At 66.1% G+C, this 21,272-nt stretch carries 24 protein-coding genes; 7 read left to right on the top strand and 17 right to left on the bottom strand.

All coding sequences use genetic code 11. From position 1 onward, the window contains the following. Positions 1-112: 112 nt before the first annotated feature. From nth to AC3QL3_RS13875, 7 genes are all read right to left on the bottom strand, one after another. Positions 113-751 carry an endonuclease III gene (nth, locus tag AC3QL3_RS13905; protein WP_492894574.1) on the bottom strand — a complete coding sequence of 213 codons (639 nt, stop codon included), beginning with the start codon at positions 749-751 and terminating at the stop codon, positions 113-115. Next, positions 748-1,467 carry an RnfABCDGE type electron transport complex subunit B gene (locus AC3QL3_RS13900; protein ID WP_492894572.1) on the bottom strand — a complete coding sequence of 240 codons (720 nt, stop codon included), beginning with the start codon at positions 1,465-1,467 and terminating at the stop codon, positions 748-750. Before AC3QL3_RS13900 ends, nth begins: the two co-directional genes overlap by 4 nt. After that, the gene (locus AC3QL3_RS13895) at positions 1,468-2,004 is read right to left on the bottom strand and encodes a hypothetical protein (protein WP_492894570.1); all 537 of its coding nucleotides are present in this window, start codon (positions 2,002-2,004) and stop codon (positions 1,468-1,470) included. A 75-nt stretch (positions 2,005-2,079) separates the two neighbouring features. After that, complete coding sequence (locus AC3QL3_RS13890) at positions 2,080-3,069, bottom strand: hypothetical protein (RefSeq protein WP_492894568.1); 990 nt, start codon at positions 3,067-3,069, stop codon at positions 2,080-2,082. 67 nt (positions 3,070-3,136) lie between these two features. After that, entirely contained in the window at positions 3,137-5,260 is a 2,124-nt protein-coding gene (metG, locus tag AC3QL3_RS13885; RefSeq protein WP_492894566.1) for a methionine--tRNA ligase, read from the bottom strand. 43 nt (positions 5,261-5,303) lie between these two features. Then, positions 5,304-7,148, bottom strand: coding sequence for an ABC transporter ATP-binding protein (locus AC3QL3_RS13880; protein WP_492894564.1), 1,845 nt, complete (start codon positions 7,146-7,148; stop codon positions 5,304-5,306). Positions 7,149-7,289: 141 nt separating this feature from the next. Continuing rightward, entirely contained in the window at positions 7,290-7,742 is a 453-nt protein-coding gene (locus AC3QL3_RS13875; protein ID WP_492894562.1) for a DUF2147 domain-containing protein, read from the bottom strand. 119 nt (positions 7,743-7,861) lie between these two features. Here AC3QL3_RS13875 and apbC point away from each other — a divergent pair, with 119 nt between their 5' ends. The 6 genes from apbC (at position 7,862) to AC3QL3_RS13845 (ending at position 11,838) form a co-directional block, all read left to right on the top strand. Beyond that, a complete protein-coding gene (apbC, locus tag AC3QL3_RS13870; protein ID WP_492894560.1) occupies positions 7,862-8,953 on the top strand; it encodes an iron-sulfur cluster carrier protein ApbC in 1,092 nt (363 codons plus the stop codon). Then, positions 8,950-9,456: a YybH family protein gene (locus AC3QL3_RS13865; protein ID WP_492894558.1), complete on the top strand. Its 507-nt coding sequence runs from the start codon at positions 8,950-8,952 to the stop codon at positions 9,454-9,456. The genes apbC and AC3QL3_RS13865 overlap by 4 nt, the downstream gene beginning before the upstream one ends. A gap of 62 nt (positions 9,457-9,518) precedes the next feature. After that, entirely contained in the window at positions 9,519-10,085 is a 567-nt protein-coding gene (gene dcd / locus AC3QL3_RS13860; protein WP_492894556.1) for a dCTP deaminase, read from the top strand. Positions 10,086-10,163: 78 nt separating this feature from the next. Beyond that, positions 10,164-10,619: a hypothetical protein gene (locus AC3QL3_RS13855; RefSeq protein ID WP_492894554.1), complete on the top strand. Its 456-nt coding sequence runs from the start codon at positions 10,164-10,166 to the stop codon at positions 10,617-10,619. Beyond that, positions 10,616-11,056: a hypothetical protein gene (locus AC3QL3_RS13850; protein ID WP_492894552.1), complete on the top strand. Its 441-nt coding sequence runs from the start codon at positions 10,616-10,618 to the stop codon at positions 11,054-11,056. Before AC3QL3_RS13855 ends, AC3QL3_RS13850 begins: the two co-directional genes overlap by 4 nt. A 104-nt stretch (positions 11,057-11,160) precedes the next feature. Next, positions 11,161-11,838: a hypothetical protein gene (locus tag AC3QL3_RS13845; RefSeq protein WP_492894550.1), complete on the top strand. Its 678-nt coding sequence runs from the start codon at positions 11,161-11,163 to the stop codon at positions 11,836-11,838. A gap of 31 nt (positions 11,839-11,869) precedes the next feature. Here the strand turns inward: AC3QL3_RS13845 and pcp are convergent, their stop codons facing one another. From pcp to AC3QL3_RS13795, 10 genes are all read right to left on the bottom strand, one after another. Then, positions 11,870-12,526, bottom strand: coding sequence for a pyroglutamyl-peptidase I (pcp, locus tag AC3QL3_RS13840; RefSeq protein ID WP_492894548.1), 657 nt, complete (start codon positions 12,524-12,526; stop codon positions 11,870-11,872). Between the two features lie 48 nt (positions 12,527-12,574). Then, positions 12,575-12,985, bottom strand: coding sequence for a GFA family protein (locus AC3QL3_RS13835; protein ID WP_492894546.1), 411 nt, complete (start codon positions 12,983-12,985; stop codon positions 12,575-12,577). Further along, on the bottom strand, positions 12,982-13,944 hold the full coding sequence (locus AC3QL3_RS13830) for a DUF979 domain-containing protein (RefSeq protein ID WP_492894544.1): 963 nt from the start codon (positions 13,942-13,944) through the stop codon (positions 12,982-12,984). The genes AC3QL3_RS13835 and AC3QL3_RS13830 overlap by 4 nt, the downstream gene beginning before the upstream one ends. Beyond that, entirely contained in the window at positions 13,941-14,627 is a 687-nt protein-coding gene (locus AC3QL3_RS13825) for a 5-oxoproline transporter, DUF969 family subunit (protein WP_492894542.1), read from the bottom strand. The genes AC3QL3_RS13830 and AC3QL3_RS13825 overlap by 4 nt, the downstream gene beginning before the upstream one ends. 31 nt (positions 14,628-14,658) lie before the next feature. Then, the gene (locus tag AC3QL3_RS13820; RefSeq protein ID WP_492894541.1) at positions 14,659-15,420 is read right to left on the bottom strand and encodes a LamB/YcsF family protein; all 762 of its coding nucleotides are present in this window, start codon (positions 15,418-15,420) and stop codon (positions 14,659-14,661) included. A gap of 98 nt (positions 15,421-15,518) precedes the next feature. Continuing rightward, complete coding sequence (locus AC3QL3_RS13815) at positions 15,519-16,490, bottom strand: 5-oxoprolinase subunit C family protein (protein ID WP_492894539.1); 972 nt, start codon at positions 16,488-16,490, stop codon at positions 15,519-15,521. Next, positions 16,487-17,215 carry a 5-oxoprolinase subunit PxpB gene (gene pxpB / locus AC3QL3_RS13810; RefSeq protein WP_492894537.1) on the bottom strand — a complete coding sequence of 243 codons (729 nt, stop codon included), beginning with the start codon at positions 17,213-17,215 and terminating at the stop codon, positions 16,487-16,489. Before pxpB ends, AC3QL3_RS13815 begins: the two co-directional genes overlap by 4 nt. Continuing rightward, the gene (locus AC3QL3_RS13805; RefSeq protein ID WP_492894535.1) at positions 17,212-17,628 is read right to left on the bottom strand and encodes an HIT domain-containing protein; all 417 of its coding nucleotides are present in this window, start codon (positions 17,626-17,628) and stop codon (positions 17,212-17,214) included. The genes pxpB and AC3QL3_RS13805 overlap by 4 nt, the downstream gene beginning before the upstream one ends. Positions 17,629-17,641: 13 nt before the next feature. Then, on the bottom strand, positions 17,642-18,307 hold the full coding sequence (locus AC3QL3_RS13800) for a dienelactone hydrolase family protein (protein ID WP_492894533.1): 666 nt from the start codon (positions 18,305-18,307) through the stop codon (positions 17,642-17,644). Between the two features lie 38 nt (positions 18,308-18,345). Next, positions 18,346-19,728 carry a lipase family alpha/beta hydrolase gene (locus tag AC3QL3_RS13795; RefSeq protein ID WP_492894531.1) on the bottom strand — a complete coding sequence of 461 codons (1,383 nt, stop codon included), beginning with the start codon at positions 19,726-19,728 and terminating at the stop codon, positions 18,346-18,348. A gap of 217 nt (positions 19,729-19,945) precedes the next feature. On the opposite strand from AC3QL3_RS13795, the gene rimO reads away from it, so the two are divergent. Continuing rightward, a complete protein-coding gene (rimO, locus tag AC3QL3_RS13790) occupies positions 19,946-21,265 on the top strand; it encodes a 30S ribosomal protein S12 methylthiotransferase RimO (protein WP_492894529.1) in 1,320 nt (439 codons plus the stop codon). Positions 21,266-21,272: the final 7 nt, after the last annotated feature.

The raw sequence follows: 21,272 nt of genomic DNA, 5'->3' as shown, positions 1-21,272 counted from the left end.
AGAATGCGGGCAGAAAACTGCCGCGAAGTCTGGGCAGCGCCTGTTACGCTTCGATGACAAAAGAACGTTTACTTAACGCCGGTCGCGCAGGAAACCCGGCCTTGCGACGGTCTCAGAGCGTTACTGTCTTGTGACGATATGCGCACAAGTCCCTGATTGAACAACGCGGACATTCCGGTTTGCGCGCCTTGCAGACGTAGCGGCCGTGCAGGATCAGCCAATGGTGGGCGTCCTTGCGAAACTCGTCCGGCACGACCTTTTCGAGCTTGTCCTCGACGATCCGCACGTTCGCGCCCGCAGCGAGGCCGGTGCGGTTGGAAACGCGGAAGATGTGCGTGTCGACCGCGATGGTCGGCTCGCCGAAAGCCGTGTTGAGCACGACGTTGGCGGTCTTGCGGCCGACACCGGGCAGCGCTTCGAGCGCTTCGCGCGAACGCGGCACGTCGCCGTCGTATCTTTCGACCAGGATGCGGCAGGTCGCTAGGATGTTCTTCGCTTTCGCGTTGTACAGACCGATCGTGCTGATGTAGGACTTGAGCCCTTCCTCGCCCAGATCGAGGATCGCTTGCGGCGTGTTGGCGACCGGATAGAGACGTCGAGTGGCCTTGTTGACGCCGACGTCGGTCGCCTGCGCCGACAGGATCACCGCGATCAGGAGTTCGAACGGCGTCGTGTAGACGAGTTCGGTGGTCGGCGTCGGATTCAGCTCGCGCAGGCGGCGGAACAGCTCGACGATCTTCTCGCGTTTCAATCGGGCTCCTTCAAGCGGCGCGCGCGGCCGCGTGCAATCGCTTCGAGCACGGCCGAGCGGGTGATCGCTGCGGGGCGAGGAGCGACCTCGCTGCCCTTGCTTGGTAGGGACGAGTCGGACGAATCCGATGTCGGTCCGATTTCAGCCGGGTTTTCCTTTGCATCCGAGAGCGCGCGAGTTTCTTCCGCTCGAACAACAGCGCGATCGTCCGCTTCCCGCTCGAGTCGATCATTGCGCGTCTCGTAGCGCAGGCGTGCGCGCGCGGCGCGTTCGAGCACGCCTGCGCGCGCCAACGGACGTTCGGCACTCGCGACCAGGCGAATGCAGTCGACCGGGCACGGTGGCAGGCACAGTTCGCAACCGGTGCACTCGGCCGCAATGATCGTGTGCATGCGCTTGGCCGCGCCGACGATGGCGTCGACCGGGCAGGCGCGGATGCACTTGGTGCAGCCGATGCAGAGCGCCTCGTCGATGACCGCGATCAGCGGCGGCTGTTCGGTGCCGTAGTCGGGGTTCAACGGTTTCGCCGCACGCCCGAGCAAGGCGGCGAGCGCCGCGACGCCTTCCGCGCCGCCCGGCGGGCAGCGATCGATATCGGCTTCCTGGCTCGCGATCGCATCGGCGTAGGCGCGGCAAGTGGGGTAGCCGCAGCGTGTGCATTGTGTCTGCGGCAACACATCGTCGATGCGCGAGGCGAGATCAGCGGCGATGTGCATTCAGCCCAACTCTCGCGGCGCTCTCGCTTCCGCGTCGTCGACCAATCGGGCCAACGCAGCGAAGCGATGCTTCCGCACTAAAAATGTCTTGTCGCACTTCTTGCAGCGATGCCACGATCCGAGCAGTGGGACGGTAAGCAGCGGCAGAAGCGGAGCGAGGGCGGTGAGCCACCACAAGGCAGGCGAAGCGAAAAACGCGACGGGTGCAGCCTGTAAACCGATCAATACACCAAATGCAATTCGTCGCGGCCGCGGGTCATCGGCAGAATTTCCGGCGCAATGCGGGCAGGTCGGTGCGTCAATTTCTTCTTCCGGCAGGGATAAAGCCCCCGCGCGATACGAAAGCAGCAGGTCATGCGCCGAAGACACCTGCGAATCGGACACCATGATTCGATAGCCACCGAACGCCAGCGTGTAAAACCAATCTTGGCGGACGAGCGAAGCATCGAATACCCACGTGTGTATGCCGTGAGCGCGTAACAATGCTCCGACTACATGCGCCTCATCGAATTCGCCGGACCAATACGCGCGCTGCAAGCGGCCTCCGTAGTTTCACCGTTGCACCGGGTTGGACATCGATATTGACGAGTCGTCACCCTCGCTATCGGCAGATCAGTAACGGCGACGAACTCGTTGGACACCGACGCCCGCGGCCATCGACAGAAGAAGCAAGAGCAAACCGACCGCCCAAGGAGACAGTGCGGGAGCGCCGACGGCTGCGCCTTGTCCGTTGGGGATGTCGAGCTTCAGCAGCGGCTGATTGTTGCTGTCGTCGAGATCGCCGATCCGTCCGCCGGTAGCGGCATTGGTCAGTCTGTCCGGGGCCAAGTAACTCTGTACTTCGGCATGTGCGTCCCGCGGTGCCGAAAGGCGGACCAGGCAAGACTGCGTCGAATTGGCTGGCACGACGGGAAATCGGGCGGCAGGAGCGGGACCCCCCGTGAATCCGCATTCGACCTGATCGCTCTGGCAACCGCCGGACAAGTTCGTGTCAACCTGAAGAGGACTGCCAACGCACACAGGTCCTAAACCGAGGGAGACGTTGGCAGCGTCCACTTGCCCGTTGTTGCGTGCATCGAGGCGGAAGACGGTATGCGTCATCCCCTCGTTGTCGACGAGGCTGGAGATCGGGACGGCGCTGACGGAAATGTCGACGAAGGTGCCGACGTCGACACTCCTCATCGCAAAACCGGTGCCGAGGACCATCGCGGTCCAGATCGTAAGGGTATTGTTGATCTCACTGGCGTCACGAGTGATTCGAACCACGCAAGTGCGGTCTTCACCGGGGGCTATCGGAGAGAGTTGGGATACCAGGGTTCGATATCCGCCGGACTGGAAATCGACCTCGAAAGGACCGCAGTCCGGCTGGGATCGTTGCTCCACTCCGTACGTCGATGGAATGACGCTGGTCGAAAGCCGCGGTTCCGTCCATGCGGTCGATCCGCGATTGCTGATGGTGATGGGCATGTCCACATGGCTGCCTGGCGCGATCGAAACGATCTCCTGCGGAGTCGTTATGGCCACATCCGTGTCCGCCGCGATGGCGGAAAGCGATGTCAGAGCCAGCGGTACCAACCAAAACGTCACGAAGCGGCGCGTCATGGCCAACTCTCCCTTCGACGAATACTCGACAGTTTAGCGACTTCGCGGCGGCAAGACCGCGGCGCCTCTACTTCACGCTCATGCCGTGGGCAGCGCCGGCGTCGACGTCCAGCAGGTACAGCTCACTGCCGCCGCTGCCGGCCGACAAGATCATGCCCTCCGACGTGCCGAAGCGCATCTTGCGCGGCGCCAGATTGGCGACGAACACGACATGGCGGCCGACCAGCTTCTCCGGCTCGCCGTAGGCGGCGCGAATGCCGGAGAAGATCTGGCGCTTGCCCAACTCGCCGGCGTCCAGTTCGAAACGCAGCAGCTTGTCCGAGCCGTCGACGAATTCGCAGGCGAGTACCTTGCCGATGCGCAGGTCGAGCTTGGCGAAGTCGTCGATGCTGATGAGGCTGGGATTGGGGATTGGGGATTGGGGATTGGCAACGGCCGAAGGTGCGGCGGCTGGATTGGTCGCGGCGGCGGCCGGCGCCGCGGTTGCAATGCCGGCGGTCGCGGTGGCGGGTTGCAGCGATTCCTTCGAGGCTTCGATCATGGCTTTGATGTTGTTCGCGTCGATGCGCGTGGTCAGCGCGGTGAACTCGGCCAGGTTCGTGCCGAGGCGCGGTTCGGTCGCTGCGTCGAAGCGCGTCCAGTCGTCTTGCAGCAGCGCGCGTGCGCGCTGGGCGATCGACGGGACGATCGGGCTCAGCCAAATCGAGAGCAAGCGGAAGTAGTTCAGCGCCAGCGTGCAGACTCGATGCAGATCCTCGCGCCGTGTCTCGTCCTTGGCCAGTTGCCACGGCGCTTGTTCGGCGACGTAGGCGTTCGCCTCATCGGCGACCTCGACGATCAGTCGCGTCGCGGCGGCGTAGTCGCGTGCCTCGAACAGCGCGGCGCAAGCGGCGAGCTTGGACGCCGCCGCGTCGTAGCGCGCGCGCTCGGCGGCCGGCAGCGCTGCGGCCAGACGGCCACCGAAGAACTTGTGCACGAAGCCGGCAGTGCGGCTGGCCAAGTTCACCCACTTGCCGACCAGATGCGAATTCACGCGCTCCTCGAAACTCTTCAGATCGAGGTCGAGGTCGGCCAGGGTCGGGCCGAGCAGGGTGGCGAGGTAGTAGCGCAGCCAGTCCGCGTCCAGATGATCGAGATAGGTGCGCGCATTGACGAAGGTGCCGCGCGATTTGGACATCTTGGCGCCGTCGACGGTGAGGAAGCCGTGCACGTAGACCGCTGTCGGCATGCGCAAGCCGGCGCCCTGCAGCATTGCCGGCCAGAACAGGGTGTGGAAGTAGATGATGTCCTTGCCGATGAAATGCACCATCTCGGTGCCGCTCGCCGCCGCGTCGGCGCGCTCGACGAAGTCCTCGAAGCGGATCGCTTTCGCGTCGCAGTATTCGCGGAACGAGGCGAGATAGCCGATCGGCGCGTCGACCCAGACGTAGAAGTACTTGCCCGGCTCGTTCGGAATCTCGAAACCGAAATACGGCGCATCGCGCGACACGTCCCAGCTGCGCAGACCGTCGGCGAACCACTCCTGCAACTTATTGACGACCTCGCTCTGCAGGCCGCCGGCGTCGCGGCGCTCGGACAGCCACGCCTGCAGCACGCTCTCGAAGTCGGCCAGACGCACGAACAGGTGATTGGATTCCTTCTCCACCGGCTTGGCGCCGGAGACGACCGAATACGGTTCGATCAGATCGGTCGGGTTGTAGGTCTTGCCGCAGACCTCGCAGGCGTCACCGTACTGGTCCTTGCTGTGGCAGTTCGGGCATTCGCCCTTGATGAAGCGATCCGGCAGGAACATTTCCTTGACCGGATCGTAGAGCTGCTTGACCGGCCGAGATTCGGTATGCCCGGCGGCGACCAGCGCGTTCCAGATGCGATAGGTCAGCGCGCGGTTCGCTTCGCTGTCGGTGGTGGAGTAGTGGTCGTAGGCGACGCCGAAGTCGGCGAGGTCTTTGGTGTGCTCTTCCCACACGCGCGCGATCAGCGCCTGTGGCGTGATGCCCTCGCGCTCGGCGCGCAGCATGATCGAGGTGCCGTGCGCGTCGTCTGCGCAGACGTAGTGGACCTCGTGTCCGGCCATGCGCAGCGCGCGCACGAAGATGTCCGACTGGATGTGCTCGACCATGTGGCCGAGATGGATCCGGCCGTTCGCATAGGGCAGGGCGTTGGTGACGAGGAGCTTGCGGGGCGCGTTCATCCGTGGGCTGGTGTAGGCAAAGCCCGATTATCGCACGCGCCGCCTACGCTTCGGTCTCCGCCTCGGCCGCGACGAAGCCGCCGGTCTGGCGCGCCCACAGCCGCGCGTACAAGCCCTCGCGCGCGATCAGTTCGGCGTGGGTGCCCGATTCGACGATGCGGCCCTTGTCCATCACGACCAGCCGGTCCATGCGTGCGATGGTCGACAGCCGGTGCGCGATCGCGATCACGGTCTTGCCCTGCATCAGCTCGTCGAGGCTGTCCTGGATCGCAGCCTCCGCTTCCGAATCGAGCGCCGAGGTCGCCTCGTCGAGCACCAGGATCGGTGCGTCCTTCAGCAGAACGCGCGCGATCGCGATGCGCTGACGCTGGCCGCCGCTGAGCTTGACGCCGCGTTCGCCCACGTGCGCCTCGTAACCGCGGCGGCCGTCGCCGTCGGCCAGTTGCGGGATGAATTCGTCGGCGCGCGCACGGCGGACGGCGTCGGCCAACGCATCCTCGCCGGCATCGGGGCGGCCGTAGAGCAGGTTGTCGCGGATCGAGCGGTGCAAGAGCGAGGTATCTTGGGTGACCATGCCGACCTGGCTGCGCAGGCTTTCCTGCGTGACCGCGGCGATGTCCTGGTCGTCGATCGCGATGCGGCCGCCTTCGAGGTCGTGCAGGCGCAGCAGCAGGTTGACCAGGGTCGACTTGCCCGCACCGGACGGGCCGACCAGGCCGATCTTCTCACCGGCGCGGATCGCCAGATCCAGCCCCGAGATCACGCCGCCCTTCTGGCCGTAGTGGAAGTGGATGGCGTCGAAGCGCACCGAGCCGGCGCGTACGACGAGGTCCGGTGCGCCGGGTGCGTCGACGATGTCGCGCGGCTGCGAGATCGTCTCGATGCTGTCCTGCACCGTGCCGATGTTCTCGAAGATGCCGTTGACGACCCACATGATCCAGCCGGACATGTTGTGGATGCGGATGGTCAGGCCCGTGCTCAGCGCGATCGCACCGGCGCTGACCGCGCCGCGGCTCCACAGCCAGGTCGCGAGCGCGGCGGTGCCGACGATCAGAAAGCCGTTGACGATCGAGATCGACGCATCCATGCCGGTGACCTGGCGCGTCATGCGCCGGCTGGCGGCGACCTGCTCGCGCAGCGCTTCGGCCACGTAGGCGTCCTCGCGCTCGCCGTGCGCGAACAGTTTCAGCGTGAGAATGTTGCCGTAGCCGTCGACGAGGCGACCCATCAGCTTCGAGCGCGCTTCCGACGCGCGCCACGAGCGCTCCTTCGTGCGCGGCACGAAATAGCAGAGGATGCCGACGTAGACGAACAGCCACGCCACCAGCGGCGCGATCAGCCACAGATCGGCTTCGGCGAACAGCACCAGCGCGCTGGCGGTGTAGATCAGCACGTACCAGATCGCATCGACGATCTGCACCGCCGATTCGCGCAGCGAGTCGCCCGCGTGCATGACGCGGTTGGCGATGCGGCCGGCGAAATCGTTCTGGAAGAAACTCAGGCTCTGCCGCACCACGTGCCGATGGCTGAGCCAGCGCACGCGATTGTCCAGGCTCGGCGCGACCGCCTGGTTGATGAACAAGCAATGCAGGGTCAACAGGAACGGGCGCGCGACCAGCACGACGAAGACCATCCAAGCCAGCGTGCCGGCATGTGTGCGGAAGAAATCTTCGGGTTTGCCGGCATTGACCAGGTCGATCAGCTGGCCGAGGTAGCCGAACATCATCACTTCGGCCAGCGCCAGCAGCAGCCCCGCCACGCAAGCACCGGCGAACACGCCCCAGACCGGACGCAGATGGAACAGGTAGAAGCGCAGCACGCCGCGCGGCGGCGTTTCCGGCCGCGCGTTCGCGAACACTTCGATCAGGGATTCGAACCAGCGCAACATGGCGAGCGGAAAACGGCGAAAGAACCGCCGAGTCTAGCCGCTCGCACGCATCGATTCAGTGCAATCGCATAAAACTAACGTGTCAACGCCATTCGTTTCCGCTGCGAACGAGCGGAAACGATGCGTAGAGGCGAGATTCGATCAGGGTGTCTTGCGCACCCAGGTCTGCGTGCGGCCGAGCAACGAGAAGCCCTTGAAGCCGCGCACTTCGAGCTTCTGGCCGCCTTCGATCAAATGGATCTTGCAGCCGTAGACCTTGCCCGATTTCGGATCGAGGATGCTGCCGCCTTCCCAACCATCGCCGGACTTCTTCATGTCCCAGATGATCGTCATGCCTTCGACCGGCTTGTCCTTGCGCTCGCCCTCGCATTTCTCGCACAGAGGATGCGGGCCACGCTCCGACCACAGTACTTGCACCACCTTGCCGGTCAGCTGATCGTTCGCGACGGCGATCTCGACGATCGATTTGGGCTTGCCGCTTTCGTCGTCGATCGTGGTCCATTGGCCGGCCGGCGAGCTCAGGTCCTGAGCGAGGGCGGGCATGCCGAACAGCAAGCCCAGCGCGAGCGGGGCGACGAAGCGCAGTTGCAGCATGATCGAAACCTCCCAGGATGAGTCGAAGCGGCAAGTTGCCGCCGTGTCGCGTCCGCGTCAAGGCGCGCCGCAGCGGAGCGGCTGGCATAATCGCCCGATTCCCCTTTCGCATTCCGAGCATGAGCCATCCCCTGGAAGCCCGCGTCCGCCACATCCTCGCCGGCGTCGTCGATCCGCACAGCGGTGCCGACCTGATCGCGAGCGGCGCTCTGCGCGGTGTCGGCGTATCGGGCAGCGATGTCTCGGTCGACATCCTGCTGCCGTATCCGGCGCTCGGCGCGCAGGCCGCGCTGGCCGATACGGTCAAGCAGGTTCTGGCCGCCGATGCGGAGATCGCGCACGCCGCGGTCAGCGTGTCCTGCCGCGTCTACGCGCACGAAGTGCAGCAGGGCCTGACGCCGCTGCCCGGGGTCAAGAACGTCATCGCGGTGGCGTCCGGCAAAGGCGGCGTCGGCAAGTCGACGGTGGCGGCCAATCTGGCGCTGGCGCTGAAAGCCGAGGGCGCCAGCGTCGGCGTGCTCGATGCCGACATCTACGGTCCGAGCCAGGTGCGCATGCTCGGCTTGGTCGGCAAGCCCGACACCAAGGACGGCAAGCGCATCGAGCCCAAGTTGGCGCACGGCATCCAGGCGATGTCGATCGGCCTCATGATCGAGGAAGACACCGCGATGATCTGGCGCGGTCCGATGGCGACGCAGGCCTTGCAGCAGATGCTGGGCGAGACGAACTGGACCGACCTCGACTATCTGATCATCGATCTGCCGCCCGGCACCGGCGACATCCAGCTGACCTTGTGCCAGCGCATTCCGGTATCGGGCGCCGTGATCGTGACCACGCCGCAGGACATCGCCCTGCTCGATGCGCGCAAGGCGCTCAAGATGTTCGAGAAGGTCAACGTGCCCACGCTCGGCATCATCGAGAACATGGCCACGCACATCTGTACGAACTGCGGCCACGAGGAACACATCTTCGGCGAGGGCGGCGGCGCGCGCATGGCGGCGCAATACGGCGTGCCGCTGCTCGGCAGCCTGCCGCTCGACATCCGCATCCGCGAACAGGCCGACGGCGGTACGCCGACGGTGGCGGCGATGCCCGATTCCGACCTCGCCGCGCGCTACCGCGAGATCGCGCGCAACGCCGCCGCCAGGCTCAGCCTGCGCTCGCGCAACAAGGCGATCCAATTCCCGAAGATCGTGGTGCAAAACTCATGAATGCAATGGGACAACGTCTGCTCGCCGTCGCCGGTCTGTTGGTCGCGCTGGGCCTCGCCGGTTGCGCCACGGCGCCGCCCAATCCAGGCACCAAAACCGTCGGCAGCACCGACGCCGCCTTGATCGCCGCGGCGCAGCCGGCGATCACCGCCGCCAACGAGCAATGGCCCGGCGCGATGCGTACCCGCGACGCGCGCACCTTGGCGGCGCCGTTCGCCGAGACCGGCACGCTGATCACCGCCGGCGGCAAGGCGATCCAGGGCCGCGCCGCGATCGAGCGTTACTACCGCGAAGCGTTCGAGCACAGCCCTCCGATCACCAACGGCGAGATCATCGACGACGGTATCGCCACTTCCGGCAACCTGCTCTACGTGTGGGGCCACGGCAACTACACGGTCGAGAATGCGCCGGGGCAGCCGAGCGCGAACAGCGGCTATTTTCTGTCCGTGTGGCAGGCCGATACCGGCGGCACTTGGAAGGTCGTGCGGCACCTGACCTTCTAGTCGGTGAGCCCACGCTAGAATTCGTATTTTCCAGCGCGCTGCGCGCGCGAACCGGAGCGTCCGTGAGCATCAAAAGCGACAAGTGGATCCGCCGCATGGCTGAGCAGCACGGCATGATCGAGCCGTTCGAGCCGGGCCAAGTCAAACTTAATGGCGGCGATCGCCTGATTTCCTACGGCACCTCGAGTTACGGCTACGACGTGCGCTGCGCGGACGAGTTCAAGGTGTTCACCAACATCAACTCGACCATCGTCGATCCGAAGAACTTCGACGCACGCAGCTTCGTCGACGTGAAGCAGCCGGTATGCATCATCCCGCCCAACTCCTTCGCCCTGGCGCGCACGGTCGAGTACTTCCGTATCCCGCGCAAGGTGCTGACGATTTGCCTCGGCAAGAGCACCTACGCGCGCTGCGGCATCATCGTCAACGTGACGCCGCTGGAGCCGGAATGGGAAGGTCACGTCACGCTCGAGTTCTCCAACACGACCCCGCTGCCGGCGCGGATTTACGCCAACGAGGGCGTTGCGCAGATGCTGTTTCTCGAGTCCGACGAGGAATGCGAGACCAGCTACAAGGACCGTGGCGGCAAGTACATGGGCCAGACCGGCGTGACCCTGCCGCATGCGTGAACGGACGCCAACGGCGGCTTACCGGTGCGCCGTTGCAGTGGTAGTCTGTGAGTCTTGATTGAGCGGAGCGGACGCGACATGCGAAGTTTCACGGTAGTGCGATCGGCACGGTTGCCGGCGCTGGTGTTGGCGGCGGCAGCGATGTCCGCCTGCAGCTGGTTCGGCGGCAGCTCCAAATCGGTCGGCGTGGTCAAACAGGCGTCCAATATCCCTGCCGGTTTCGACGTGACTCTGATCGCGGAGAAGGACACCCAGTTCGACCTCGACGGCGCGCCGCTGACGGCGCAGGATCTGGAAAGCGCGTTCCGCTATCGCAAGGAAGAAAAGCTGCCGATGTCGACCGTGCTGCTCAAGCGCGGCGAGAAGCAGAAGATCAAGAAAGAACACCAAGCGGTGCTGGTGCGGATTGGCGCTCAGATGGGTTTCAAGGTCTTCGCCGAGGAAGACGAGGGCGTCATCAGCGAACTGCAGGCCGAGGGCAAGTTGGCCGAACAGATCGAAGCGAGTGATACGAAGAAATCGAGCGGGCAATGAACGGAGCGAAGGCGATGAAGAGTCTGATGCGCGGTCTGGTCCTGGCAGCAGGTATGGTCGCGGCCGCCGGCGCGTTCGCGCGCTCGGACATCCGCGACGGCAATGCGTTGGTGCAGCCGATCAAGAGCGACAAGTATTCGATCGACGGCAATACGATGGGCAAGGCCGAGCTGTTCGGCTACATCAGCGATCTGAAAGACCGCGAGACCTTCACCGGCATCGTGCTGAAGAAGGGCGGCAGCGACGAGCAGCGCCGTTCGATCGGCTCGATCGCACGCACGCTGCAGCTGAAGGCGTTCGAGCAGGTCGACGGTGAGCTGAAGCCGATCGACTACCAGCCGGCCGTGGCGCCGCCGCCGCCGCCGATCGAGAACAAGCCCGAAGCGGCGGCGACGCCGGCCCCGGCCGCTCCCGCCGAGGCGCCGCCGGCACATTGATCCGGTGCTGGCCGCGTAGATAGCGCGCGGTTTTCCTGTGTGGGCGCGTCGAGCGCCCTGGCTCATGCGCACGCTGCGTCGCAGCGTTGCGCCTTCCTTTTCCGATGATCCGTCTACGTCTTTCCGTCGCTCTCGTACTGTCCATCGCGGCCGCCGATGCGTTCGCCAATCCGCTGAGCTTCATCGGCGAGACCTATTCGCAGTGGAAGGATCGCCTGTTCGGTTCCGGCCATCCGACGCCGGCGACGGTCGACGCGCCGGCGAGTGGGCCGATTTCCCTGCCCACCGGACAGCCGATGCGGGTGCCGGTCGACGAGCAGGCGCCCACGCGCGAGTTTCCCAAGGGTTCTAGCCGTTATCGGCTGATCGAGCTGCCGCAGCATCTGGACCACGCCGCGGTGCGTTTGCAGGTGCTCGCGACCAGCAATCCGCACGGCCGCGGCAAGGCCGTGCTGAAGCCGCTTCTGTACGTACTCGGTGACGACGACACCGTGCGTGCACCGCTGGAGGCGAAACCGCTGAACCTCGACATCCGTCCGTTCCGGCGCACGCGCCTGCTCGCCTGCGTGACGCTCGACCAAGTGCGGCGCTTCGCGCTCGCGACGACGCCCGATGCGGTCGGCAAGAGTTACGAGTCGGAGCTGCGCGAAGCGGTCAATGCGCCGACGCAGTACGGTTTCTACTACACCACCGACGCGATCAAGACGCGGCTGCCGTACGCCGCCACCGGCGAAGTCATCATCGAAGTGACGCCGGAGAGCGCGGCCGGCAAAGGCTGCTGACGCGGGCGGGACGCGCCTGACGCGCACCCGCTCAGCAGGTGGTTCCGCCGGCGACGTGCAGATCGCGCTCGGTTTCCAGGGCGCATTCGAGCGCCGCGCGCACTCCGATCAACATCGTTTCCAAAGCCATGCTCGGCTGGCCCGGATGACGCGCGGCCTGCGCGGGCAGCCACGGTACGTGCACGAAGCCGCCGCGCGCATCGGGCCAGCGCGTCGACAACAGATGCGCGAGCACGAAGAACACCTGGTTGCAGACGTAGCTGCCGGCGCTGAAAGACAACGCGGCGGGAATGCCGTGCGCGTGCAGTCGCTGCCGTATCGCCTTCAGCGGCAAAGTGGAAAAGTAGGCATTAGGCGCCGCGTCGACGACCGCTTCGTCGATTGGTTGCAGACCGTCGTTGTCGGCGATGCGTGCGTCGATCAGGTTGATCGCGACGCGCTCGAGCGAGATCTGGCTGCTACCACCGGCTTGGCCGAGCGCGAGCACCAGACGCGGGCGATGCTCTTCCAGCAGAGCTTCCAGCAGCGGCAGGGTCGGCGCGAACGCGACCGGCAGGATCGCACCGACGATGCGATACGCGCCGATGCTCTCGCCATCGAGCGCGAGCACGATCTCGCGCGCCGGATTGACGGACTCGCCGCCGAAAGGTTCGAAGCCGGTGAGCAGGACGGTAGCTTGGTCGGTCATCGCTCGTAGCGCGGAAATGGGAGAGAGTCGCGCGATCCGCCGCGGCGCTCAGTGCCCCGGACTCTGCGGCAATCCGTCGCCGATGCTGTAGTAGTCGCCTTGGTCGGCGACGAAGATGTGCTTTTCCAGCCGAGTGCCGGTAGGCGAATCGAACGCGCCCATCGCGATCGAGATCATCTCCCAGCCGCGCGGGTCCCAGAACAAAACCGATCCGCAGGTTGAGCAGAAGCCGCGCCGCACTTTTTCCGACGATTGGAACCAGCTGAGGCGATCGGCGCCCTCGATCTTCAAATCGGTGCGCAAGACATTGGTGGACGCCCAATAGTGACCCGACTGCCGGCGGCACTGCGAGCAGTGGCAGGCATCTGCCGTGCGCAAGGCGCCGGTCACTTCGAAACTCACCGCACCGCACAGGCAAGACCCGCGGTGCGTTTCGTCGTTCGTGGTCGAGACGGTCATCGAAACACCAGCAGCCACAGCAGGACGAAATTGACCGCCAGCAGGGCCAGTGCGGTCGGTATCTGCGCACGGATCACGCCGTACTGATCGGGCAGCTCCAGCAGCACGGCCGGAACGATGTTGAAGTTGGCGGCCATCGGCGTCAGCAGGGTACCGCAGTAGCCGGTCAGCATGCCGATCGCGCCGAGCGCAGCCGGCTCGGCACCGTGTTTGAGGATCAACAGCGGCAGGCCGATGCCGGCCATCATCACCGGGAACGCAGCGAAGGCGTTGCCCATGATGACGGTGAACAGCACCATGCCGAAAGCGAACGCGGCGAGACAGGCGAGGCGGCTGTCGATCGGGATCAGCATGTCGACCAAGGCCGCGACGGCATCGCCGACGCCGGTCGCAGCGAACACGCTGCCCAGCGTCGCCAGCAGCATCGGCAGCAGCGCGATGCAGCCGAGCGTGTCGAGCAGGCGGCGCCCTTGCGCCAGGGCTTGCGGCAGCTGCGAACGCGTCGTGCGCAGCGCGAACGCGAGCGCGACCAGACAGGCCAGACCGAGCGCAATCAAGGTCGCGTGAGCGGTGTCGATCAACGAAGTCGTGCCCCAGCGGAGGTATGGCCCACCGAGCGCGAGCGCGAGCGTGACCAGCGGAATCGCCAGCGCCGGCGCGAACAGACGGTTGCCGAAATGCTGCGTCGGTTGCGGTCCCGCTTCCTCGGTGGACGGCTTCGCCTGCATGGTCCCGCTCGCAGCCAGAAAACCCAGCGCGATCACGCCCAGCCCCATCAGCTGCGCCGGCCAGCGCGTACCTGCGGCCGTGGCGAGTTGCACCACGTCGCCGAGCAGAAACGCAGCGGACAGCACGAACCAGAACGCCGCCATCGACCAGCGCCGCTGGCGCGCGTTCATGCCGGCCGCAACGAGCAGGAAGACGCCGATGAGCCCATAAACGTAGCCGATCTTGATCATCGCGCCGTTTCTCCCTCGTCCCTGCGGCGATTGCGCAGGCCGCGTTGGAACCACGCGATGCGAACCGCGTGGATGACGAACGCGGCGATCGCCGTCGGCAGCGCCCACAGCGCGATGTCGAGCGGCTCCAGATGGATACCCTGGTGTTCGTAGAAGCTCTGGATCAACAGCACCCCACTGAATGCCAGGAAGACGTCTTCACCGAAAAAGCGGCCGACGTTGTCGGTGGCGGCGGCGAGCGCGCGCACGCGGGCGCGCGTCGCTGCATCCGGGGCGTCGCCGGCAGCCGCCGCCTCGCTCATCGGCGCGAGCAGCGGCCGCACCGTCTGCGCATGTCCGGCGAGATCGTACAAGCCGAGCGTCGACAGCAGCTGGCGCAGGCCGAGATACGCGATCAGCAGGCGCGCGAGCGTCATCGAGCGGAAGCCGGCGATCCAGGCTTGCGCACGCTCGCGCAGGCCGTAGTGCTCGAGCAGGCCGATCACTGGCAGGGTCAGCACGAACAAGAGCAGGGAGCGGTTGCTGACGAACGAATTGCCGATCAGGGCGAGCAGGTCGCCGATGTCCATGCCGGCGGCGAGCCCGCTGACCACGCCGGCGATCACGACGACCAGCACCGGGTTGCGCTTCAGCACAAAGCCAGCCACCACTACCGCAACGCCCAGCAACGGCCAGTAGTTCACTCGTGAACCTCGGAGGCCGCTTCGATTCGACTCATTGAACAGGTCTCCCAACGACGACGCCAGCGCCTTCCAACGCCGCGCGCAGGCGCGCCGCGAAGGCTCCAGCGCCGCTGCGATCGCCGTGCACGCAGATCGTGTCGGCGTGCAGCTTCAGCAGACTGCCGTCACGCGCGACGACTTCGCCGCGCGTCGCGATCGCCAGCGCCTGCGCGACGGCCGCATCGACATCTTCGATCACCGCATCCGCCTCACGCCGCGGCGTCAGCGAGCCGTCGGCTTGATAACGGCGATCGGCGAAGGCCTCGTGCGCGACGGCGAGACCGGCACGTTCGCCGGCACGCGGCAGTTCGCTGCCGGCGAGGCCGACCAGGACCAGGCTCGCGTCGAAATCGTATGTGGCTTGCGCGATCGCCGTAGCGAGTGCCGTGTCGCGCGCGGCCATGTTGTACAACGCGCCATGCGGCTTGACGTGGCGCAGGGGCGTGCCTGCTGCGCGCGCGAACCCGGCCAGCGCGCCGATCTGATACAGGGTGAGCGCGTACGCTTCGTCGCTGCCGATCTTCATTTCGCGCCGGCCGAAGCCTTGCAGGTCCGGCAACGAGACGTGCGCGCCGATCGCGACACCGGCGCGTTGCGCGAGCTCGACCGTACGCCGCATCGTGTCCGCATCGCCGGCATGAAAACCGCAGGCGATGTTCGCCGAGGAAACCTGCGCCAGCACGCCGGCGTCGTCGCCCATGCGCCAGGCGCCGAACGATTCGCCGATGTCGCTGTTGAGGTCGATGCGTCGCACGCTCGGGTCACCTGTCATAAGTCGGAAGATTCCATGGCCGAGAACACGAGCCGTACGAGCTCACCCGTTTCCCTTCGTGCTTCAGTCTCGGCCGGTCTCTATTGGATGCGCGCCGCGATCGCCTCGAACAGCCGCGCCAGTTCTTGCTCGCGCCGAAGATAGCGCGTTTGCGCTTGCTCCAGATCGAGCGGCCGAAAATGCAGCAGGTCGCCGGGACGATGCTGGGCCATGCGCGGCAGGTCCACCGCGGCGACCTGGCCGATGCGCGGATAGCCGCCGGTGACCGGGTGCTCGGCCATCAGCGCGATCGGCTGACCGCCCGGCGGCAGCTGCACGCTGCCGAAGGCGAGCGGTTCGCTGACGATTTCGAGCGGCGCCGCCAGCGCGAGGCGCGAGCCGTCGAGCCGGTAGCCGACGCGATTGGAATCGGCGGCAATGCGGAACGCCGTACCGAACAAGGCCTTGCGCGAATTCGTATCGAGAGCGTCGTAGTGGCGGCCGCGGATCAGCCGCAATGGCCTGACCGAATCGGGATCGAACCAAGGCCGCGGGTCGAGCGACCAAGCGCGGCGATGCGCACTCGCGCTCGCGTCGAAGCGGCGTTTGGCGAAGGCTTGGTCGTCCACGTCGAGTCGATCGCCGATCTGCAGCGGCGCACCGAGACGCGAGTTGACGTCGGTCGCCGCGCTGCCGAGCAGCCAGGTGCCGTGAAAGCCGCCGGCCAGCGCCAGGTAGCCGCGTGCGCCGTGGCGTGCGCGACCGAGTTCGAGCACGCTGCCGGCCGGCGCGCGCTCGGCGCGCCAGCCTGACAGCGGTCGTTGGTCGAGCCGCGCCTCGAAGTCGGCACCGGTCAGCGCGATCACTGCGTCGACCTCGAAGCGCAGCCGCGGCCCGAGCAGGGTAATTTCGAGCGTGGCGGCGTCGTCTCCGTTGCCGACCAGAGCATTGGCGAGGCGATGGCAGACCTCGTCCATCGGACCTGTGTGGCCGACGCCGAGCGCGCCGTAGCCATGGCGACCGCGATCTTGCAGCGTGGTCAGAAGGCCGGGCTTGAGCACGACCACGCTCATCGCGCGGCCTCCGCCAACGCTTCGAACTCGTCTGCATCGATTGCGCGAAAGCACACGCGGTCGCCGGGCGCGAGCAGGCAGGGCGGTTCGCGCGTGGCGTCGAACAGCTTGAGCGGCGTGCGGCCGATCAGTTGCCAGCCGGCCGGAAGTTCGGAAGGGTAGATGCCGGTCTGCGCGCCGCCGATCGCGACCGAGCCGCGCGGCACGCGCGTACGCGGTTGCGCGCGGCGCGGCATGTGCAAGGCCGGATCGAGTCCGAGCAGATAGGTGAATCCCGGCGCGAAACCGAGCATCGCGACGCGATAGTCGACCGCCGTGTGACGCGCGATCGTGCTGTCGCGATCGAGCCCCGCGTGCGCGGCGACCGCGTCGAGATCGGCGCCGTAGTCGCCGCCGTAGCACACCGGTATCTCGAGCAGGCGGCCGCCGCGCAGATCCGCTTGCGGCGGCGTGGCGAATACCGCGCGCAGCGCACCGGCCAAGTGTTGCCACGGCGGGCTGCCGTCGCGGCCGGCCCAGAACACCGCGTCGTAGTGCAGTGCGAGCGTGGCATAGGCCGGAATCACGTCGAGTAGCCCGGGCATCTCGACGCGGCGCAGGGTTTCCGCGGCGGCGTGCACGCGCGCGTTGATCTCCGAATCGATGCGCTCGCCGAAGCGCAGCAGCAGCATCGTTTCGCCGATGGGCTCGATCGTGAAATCGGCCGGGTCGGCGTTCACGCTCACGCAAGCCGCTCTTTCAGCGCCGCGCGCAGCTCGCCGATGCGCGCGGCGGCTTCGTCGGCGGCGTAGGGCACGCGTTCGCCGTGGCCCCATACCGGCTGCGGCCAGGTCGCGTCTTCGGCGTAGCGCGCGATCACGTGCACGTGCAATTGCGCCACCACGTTGCCGAGCGCGGCGACGTTGATCTTGTCCGGACGCAGCCGGCTTTCGAACACGCGCGAAACGCTCGCGATCTCGTCGAGCAGCGCAGCGCGATCGTCGCCGTCGAGGTCGATCAATTCGCGCGCGCCGGCAATGCGCGGCACCAGGATCAGCCACGGATAGCGTGCATCGTCCATCAACAGCAGGCGCGACAGCGGCATCTCTCCGATCACGTGCGTGTCGGCGGCGAGGCGTGGATCGAGCGGAAACGGCATCGGTGGTCTGCTCTCAGGCCAGGTTGCGGTCGAAGAAGGCGAGCGCGCGTTCGAGTGCGAGCTTCGCGCTGCCTTCGTCGTAGGCTTTCGGGTCGACCTCGCGGTTGAACGCGTGGCCGGCCGGGTAAACGTAGACTTCCGCTTCAGGCAAAGCGGCGCGGTGTTGTTCGATCGCCTCCGGCGGAATCGAGCCGTCGCGTTCGCCGAAATGAAATTGCAGCGGCGCCTTCGGCTTCTGCCCGAGGAAAGCCGGATTGCGCGAGCCGTAGTAGCTGACGGCGGGCAAGCCGAGGCGGATCGCGGCGAGCAGGGCGACCGTGCCGCCCCAGCAGTAGCCGACGCAGCCGATCTTGCCGGCCGAGGCGATCGCCTCGGCGGCGCTGGCGACGTCGTCGAGCGCGAGCTCGAAGCCGATTTCGCCGATCAGCGCACGGCCGCGCGCGTAGCCGGCTTCGTCATAGCCGAGTTCGACGCCGCTCTCGACGTGATCGAAGAACGCCGGCGCGATCGCGGTGTAGCCGAGCGCGGCGTAGTGGTCGACCACGGCGCGCATGTGCGCGTTGATGCCGAAGATTTCCTGCACGACCACCAGGCCGCCCTTCGGCGTGCCCGCGGCCTTGGCCATATAAGCGCCGATGCAGTGCAGACGCGAGGTATTGAGTTGAATGTGCTGGCCCATCGTGACTCCGTTCGAGCGACGCGTCGCAAGCGTACAGGTTACCCGAGCAGCAGCCCGCCGAGCGGCGGCCGCCAATCGGCCGCGACGACGCCGGGCGGCGGCAACGCTTCGATCGAGCGCGCCTCGCGGCCGAGGAAATGCGCGGTGACCATCGCCTGCACCGCGTTCATGCGCGGCATCGCCGCGTGCAGATCGACCAGGCCGTTGATCAGACGATCGCCCAGTTCCCACCAGGCGTAATGGTGGCGCGTGACGGCGACCAGCTGCTCGTAGGGCAGAAAGGTCGGCGTCGCCCCGGCCAGCGGCACGGTCGCATCGCCCGTGCGCACCTCGCTGCGTTCGCGCCGCGCCGGATCGTAGTCGTCGACCGGGGCGGAAGCGCGCAGGTCGATCTCGATCGCCTTGGCGCTGTCGAACAATGCGGCCTTGGCGAAGGCGGCCGGATCGGGCAAGGGCACCGTGGTCGCGGCGATGCGGTCGACGGTCGGTTCGCCGATGCCGGCGATGCAGAGCCAGTCGCGCGCGGCGACGGCGGCGTCTTGCAGGTTCAGCGCATCGATGCCGGCGCGGTGCCGCTGCGCCTCGTTGAGCATCGCGCGCAGGATGCCGGCGGCATCGTTGATGCGATCGGGCAGCGCGGCGGTTTCGGCCGGATCGCGGCGCGAGTAAAGGCGGATGTATTCGGCGATGGTCTGGTACACGCTCGGCTGCCAGGCCAGCGGCTTGTAGAAGCTGCGCGCGAGTCCCTGCGGCCAAGCCAGCGCACCGGCGTAGCTCGGCAGCAGGTGGTAGACCGCGGGCAGCAGGCGCGCGACTTCGCGTTCGGCCGGACTGACGTCGATCCCGGTCATCGAAGCCTGCCCGGTCGCGATCGACAGCACCGCGTTGGCCGAACCTTGGAACGGCGCGGCCAAGGTTGCGATCTTGCCGATCTTGGCGCCGCCGTACTGAGCCAGATAGCCGGCGATGATCAGGCCGCCCATCGAATGGCCGACCAGGTGCACGCGCGGCTGCTTGCGATAGTCGGAGTTGTAGTAGTGGCGCAGCAGCAGGGTGCGCGCGATCACTTCGTCGATGAAGCCGTCGAGCTGGGTCTGGATGTCGCCGAGCGCGCGGCGCCAGTCGTAGGGAAACGCGAAGACCGGCGTCGGCCGGTCTTCGGCCGGCGACAGTTCGTGGCGCAGGCTGGTCAGGAATTGCTCGTAGATCAGGTCGAACAGCGCGCCCGGCGCGACTCTTGCCGGTTCGATGCGCTCGTAGCGGCGATCGTCCGGGTGCAGGGCGAGGCGCTTGAAGTCGCCGCGCAGGCTGTTGGACACCGACCACACCGCCTCGCGGCTGGCCGGGTATTCGTCGGTCAGTTCGGTGCCCTTGATGCCGGGCAGCAGGATGACGGGGCAGCAAGGGGTGGGATCACTCATCGTCGGGATTCTAGGTGATGTTTACTTTGGTGATCGTGCGCACTTTTGCGATCGTCCATGGTCGCTGCAATTTGAGGAGGTTCGCCGACTTGTAGAGTGCAGCTTCGGAAGCTCCAACCGCGGCCGTCCATGGCCGCACTTTTCACATTACGGTGAGTTTGCCGATACGGCGTGCTGGCGCTGCTAAAATGCGCGGTCCATCCCGTTCCGGATTTCCATGTCACGCCGCAATCCCAAGGTCGGTTTCGTCAGCCTAGGCTGCCCCAAGGCGCTGGTCGACTCGGAACGCATCCTCACCCAGCTGCGTGTCGAGGGCTACGACATCGTGCCGAGCTACGGGGCGGCCGACGTGGTCGTCGTCAACACCTGCGGCTTCATCGATGCGGCGGTGAACGAGTCGCTCGATGCGATCGGCGAGGCGCTGGAAGAGAACGGCAAGGTCATCGTGACCGGCTGTCTGGGCAAGCGCGCCGAGCTGATCCGCGAGACGCATCCGGACGTGCTGTCGATCTCCGGTCCGCAGGACTACGTCAGCGTGATGAGCGCGGTGCACGCCGCGCTGCCGCCCAAACACGATCCGTTTCTCGATCTGGTGCCGCCGCAAGGGGTAAAGCTGACGCCCAAGCACTACGCCTATCTGAAAATCTCCGAAGGCTGTAATCACCGCTGCACCTTCTGCATCATCCCCTCGATGCGTGGCGACCTCGTTTCGCGCCCCGTCGACGAGGTGCTGATCGAAGCGGAGAAGCTGGTCAAGGGCGGCGTGAAAGAACTGCTGGTGGTGTCGCAAGACACCAGTGCTTACGGCGTCGACGTGAAATACGCCGCGCGCGACTGGCGCGGCCGCTCTTACGCGACGCGAATGAAGGATCTGTGCGAAGGGCTGGCGGAACTCGGCGCGTGGACGCGCTTGCACTATGTGTATCCGTATCCGCACGTCGACGAAATCATTCCGCTGATGGCGGACGGAAAGCTGCTGCCGTATCTGGACATCCCTTTTCAGCACGCGAGTCCGCGCATCTTGAAACTGATGAAGCGGCCCGGCGCGGTCGACAAGGTGCTCGCGCGCGTCAAGGCGTGGCGTGAGGCCTGTCCGCAATTGACGATCCGCAGCACCTTCATCGTCGGCTTCCCCGGCGAGAGCGAGGCCGAGTTCGAGGAACTGCTCGATTTCCTGCGCGAAGCCGAACTCGACCGCGTCGGTGCGTTCGCTTATTCGCCGGTCGACGGCGCCAAAGCGAACGAACTGCCGGATCCCGTACCCGAAGAACTCAAGCAAGAACGCCTCGAGCGCTTCATGGAAGTGCAGGCCGAGATTTCCGGCGCGCGCCTCGCGCGCAAGATCGGCACGCGCCAGCGCGTGCTGGTCGACGAGGTTGACGAAGACGGCGCGCTGGCACGCTCGATGGCCGATGCGCCGGAGATCGACGGCATCGTGCGCATCGACGATGGCCAAAAGCTCAAGCCCGGCCAGTTCGCCGAGGTCGAGATCATCCATGCCGACGAACACGATCTGATCGCGCGGCTGGCGGTCTGAGATCGGG

This window comes from Dokdonella sp. GW821-FHT11D02 (genome assembly GCF_058808595.1).
This window is presented reverse-complemented; position numbering and strand designations above follow the sequence as displayed.

Excerpts from the sequence above, each read along its gene's own strand:
- AC3QL3_RS13900 (WP_492894572.1), bottom strand. The coding sequence starts at position 1,467 with ATGCACATCGCCGCTGATCTCGCCTCGCGCATCGACGATGTGTTGCCG.
- AC3QL3_RS13890 (WP_492894568.1), bottom strand. The coding sequence starts at position 3,069 with ATGACGCGCCGCTTCGTGACGTTTTGGTTGGTACCGCTGGCTCTGACA.
- metG (WP_492894566.1), bottom strand. The coding sequence starts at position 5,260 with ATGAACGCGCCCCGCAAGCTCCTCGTCACCAACGCCCTGCCCTATGCG.
- AC3QL3_RS13880 (WP_492894564.1), bottom strand. The coding sequence starts at position 7,148 with ATGTTGCGCTGGTTCGAATCCCTGATCGAAGTGTTCGCGAACGCGCGG.
- AC3QL3_RS13875 (WP_492894562.1), bottom strand. The coding sequence starts at position 7,742 with ATGCTGCAACTGCGCTTCGTCGCCCCGCTCGCGCTGGGCTTGCTGTTC.
- apbC (WP_492894560.1), top strand. The coding sequence starts at position 7,862 with ATGAGCCATCCCCTGGAAGCCCGCGTCCGCCACATCCTCGCCGGCGTC.
- AC3QL3_RS13865 (WP_492894558.1), top strand. The coding sequence starts at position 8,950 with ATGAATGCAATGGGACAACGTCTGCTCGCCGTCGCCGGTCTGTTGGTC.
- AC3QL3_RS13855 (WP_492894554.1), top strand. The coding sequence starts at position 10,164 with ATGCGAAGTTTCACGGTAGTGCGATCGGCACGGTTGCCGGCGCTGGTG.
- AC3QL3_RS13850 (WP_492894552.1), top strand. The coding sequence starts at position 10,616 with ATGAACGGAGCGAAGGCGATGAAGAGTCTGATGCGCGGTCTGGTCCTG.
- AC3QL3_RS13845 (WP_492894550.1), top strand. The coding sequence starts at position 11,161 with ATGATCCGTCTACGTCTTTCCGTCGCTCTCGTACTGTCCATCGCGGCC.
- pcp (WP_492894548.1), bottom strand. The coding sequence starts at position 12,526 with ATGACCGACCAAGCTACCGTCCTGCTCACCGGCTTCGAACCTTTCGGC.
- AC3QL3_RS13835 (WP_492894546.1), bottom strand. The coding sequence starts at position 12,985 with ATGACCGTCTCGACCACGAACGACGAAACGCACCGCGGGTCTTGCCTG.
- AC3QL3_RS13830 (WP_492894544.1), bottom strand. The coding sequence starts at position 13,944 with ATGATCAAGATCGGCTACGTTTATGGGCTCATCGGCGTCTTCCTGCTC.
- AC3QL3_RS13815 (WP_492894539.1), bottom strand. The coding sequence starts at position 16,490 with ATGAGCGTGGTCGTGCTCAAGCCCGGCCTTCTGACCACGCTGCAAGAT.
- AC3QL3_RS13805 (WP_492894535.1), bottom strand. The coding sequence starts at position 17,628 with ATGCCGTTTCCGCTCGATCCACGCCTCGCCGCCGACACGCACGTGATC.
- AC3QL3_RS13800 (WP_492894533.1), bottom strand. The coding sequence starts at position 18,307 with ATGGGCCAGCACATTCAACTCAATACCTCGCGTCTGCACTGCATCGGC.
- AC3QL3_RS13795 (WP_492894531.1), bottom strand. The coding sequence starts at position 19,728 with ATGAGTGATCCCACCCCTTGCTGCCCCGTCATCCTGCTGCCCGGCATC.
- rimO (WP_492894529.1), top strand. The coding sequence starts at position 19,946 with ATGTCACGCCGCAATCCCAAGGTCGGTTTCGTCAGCCTAGGCTGCCCC.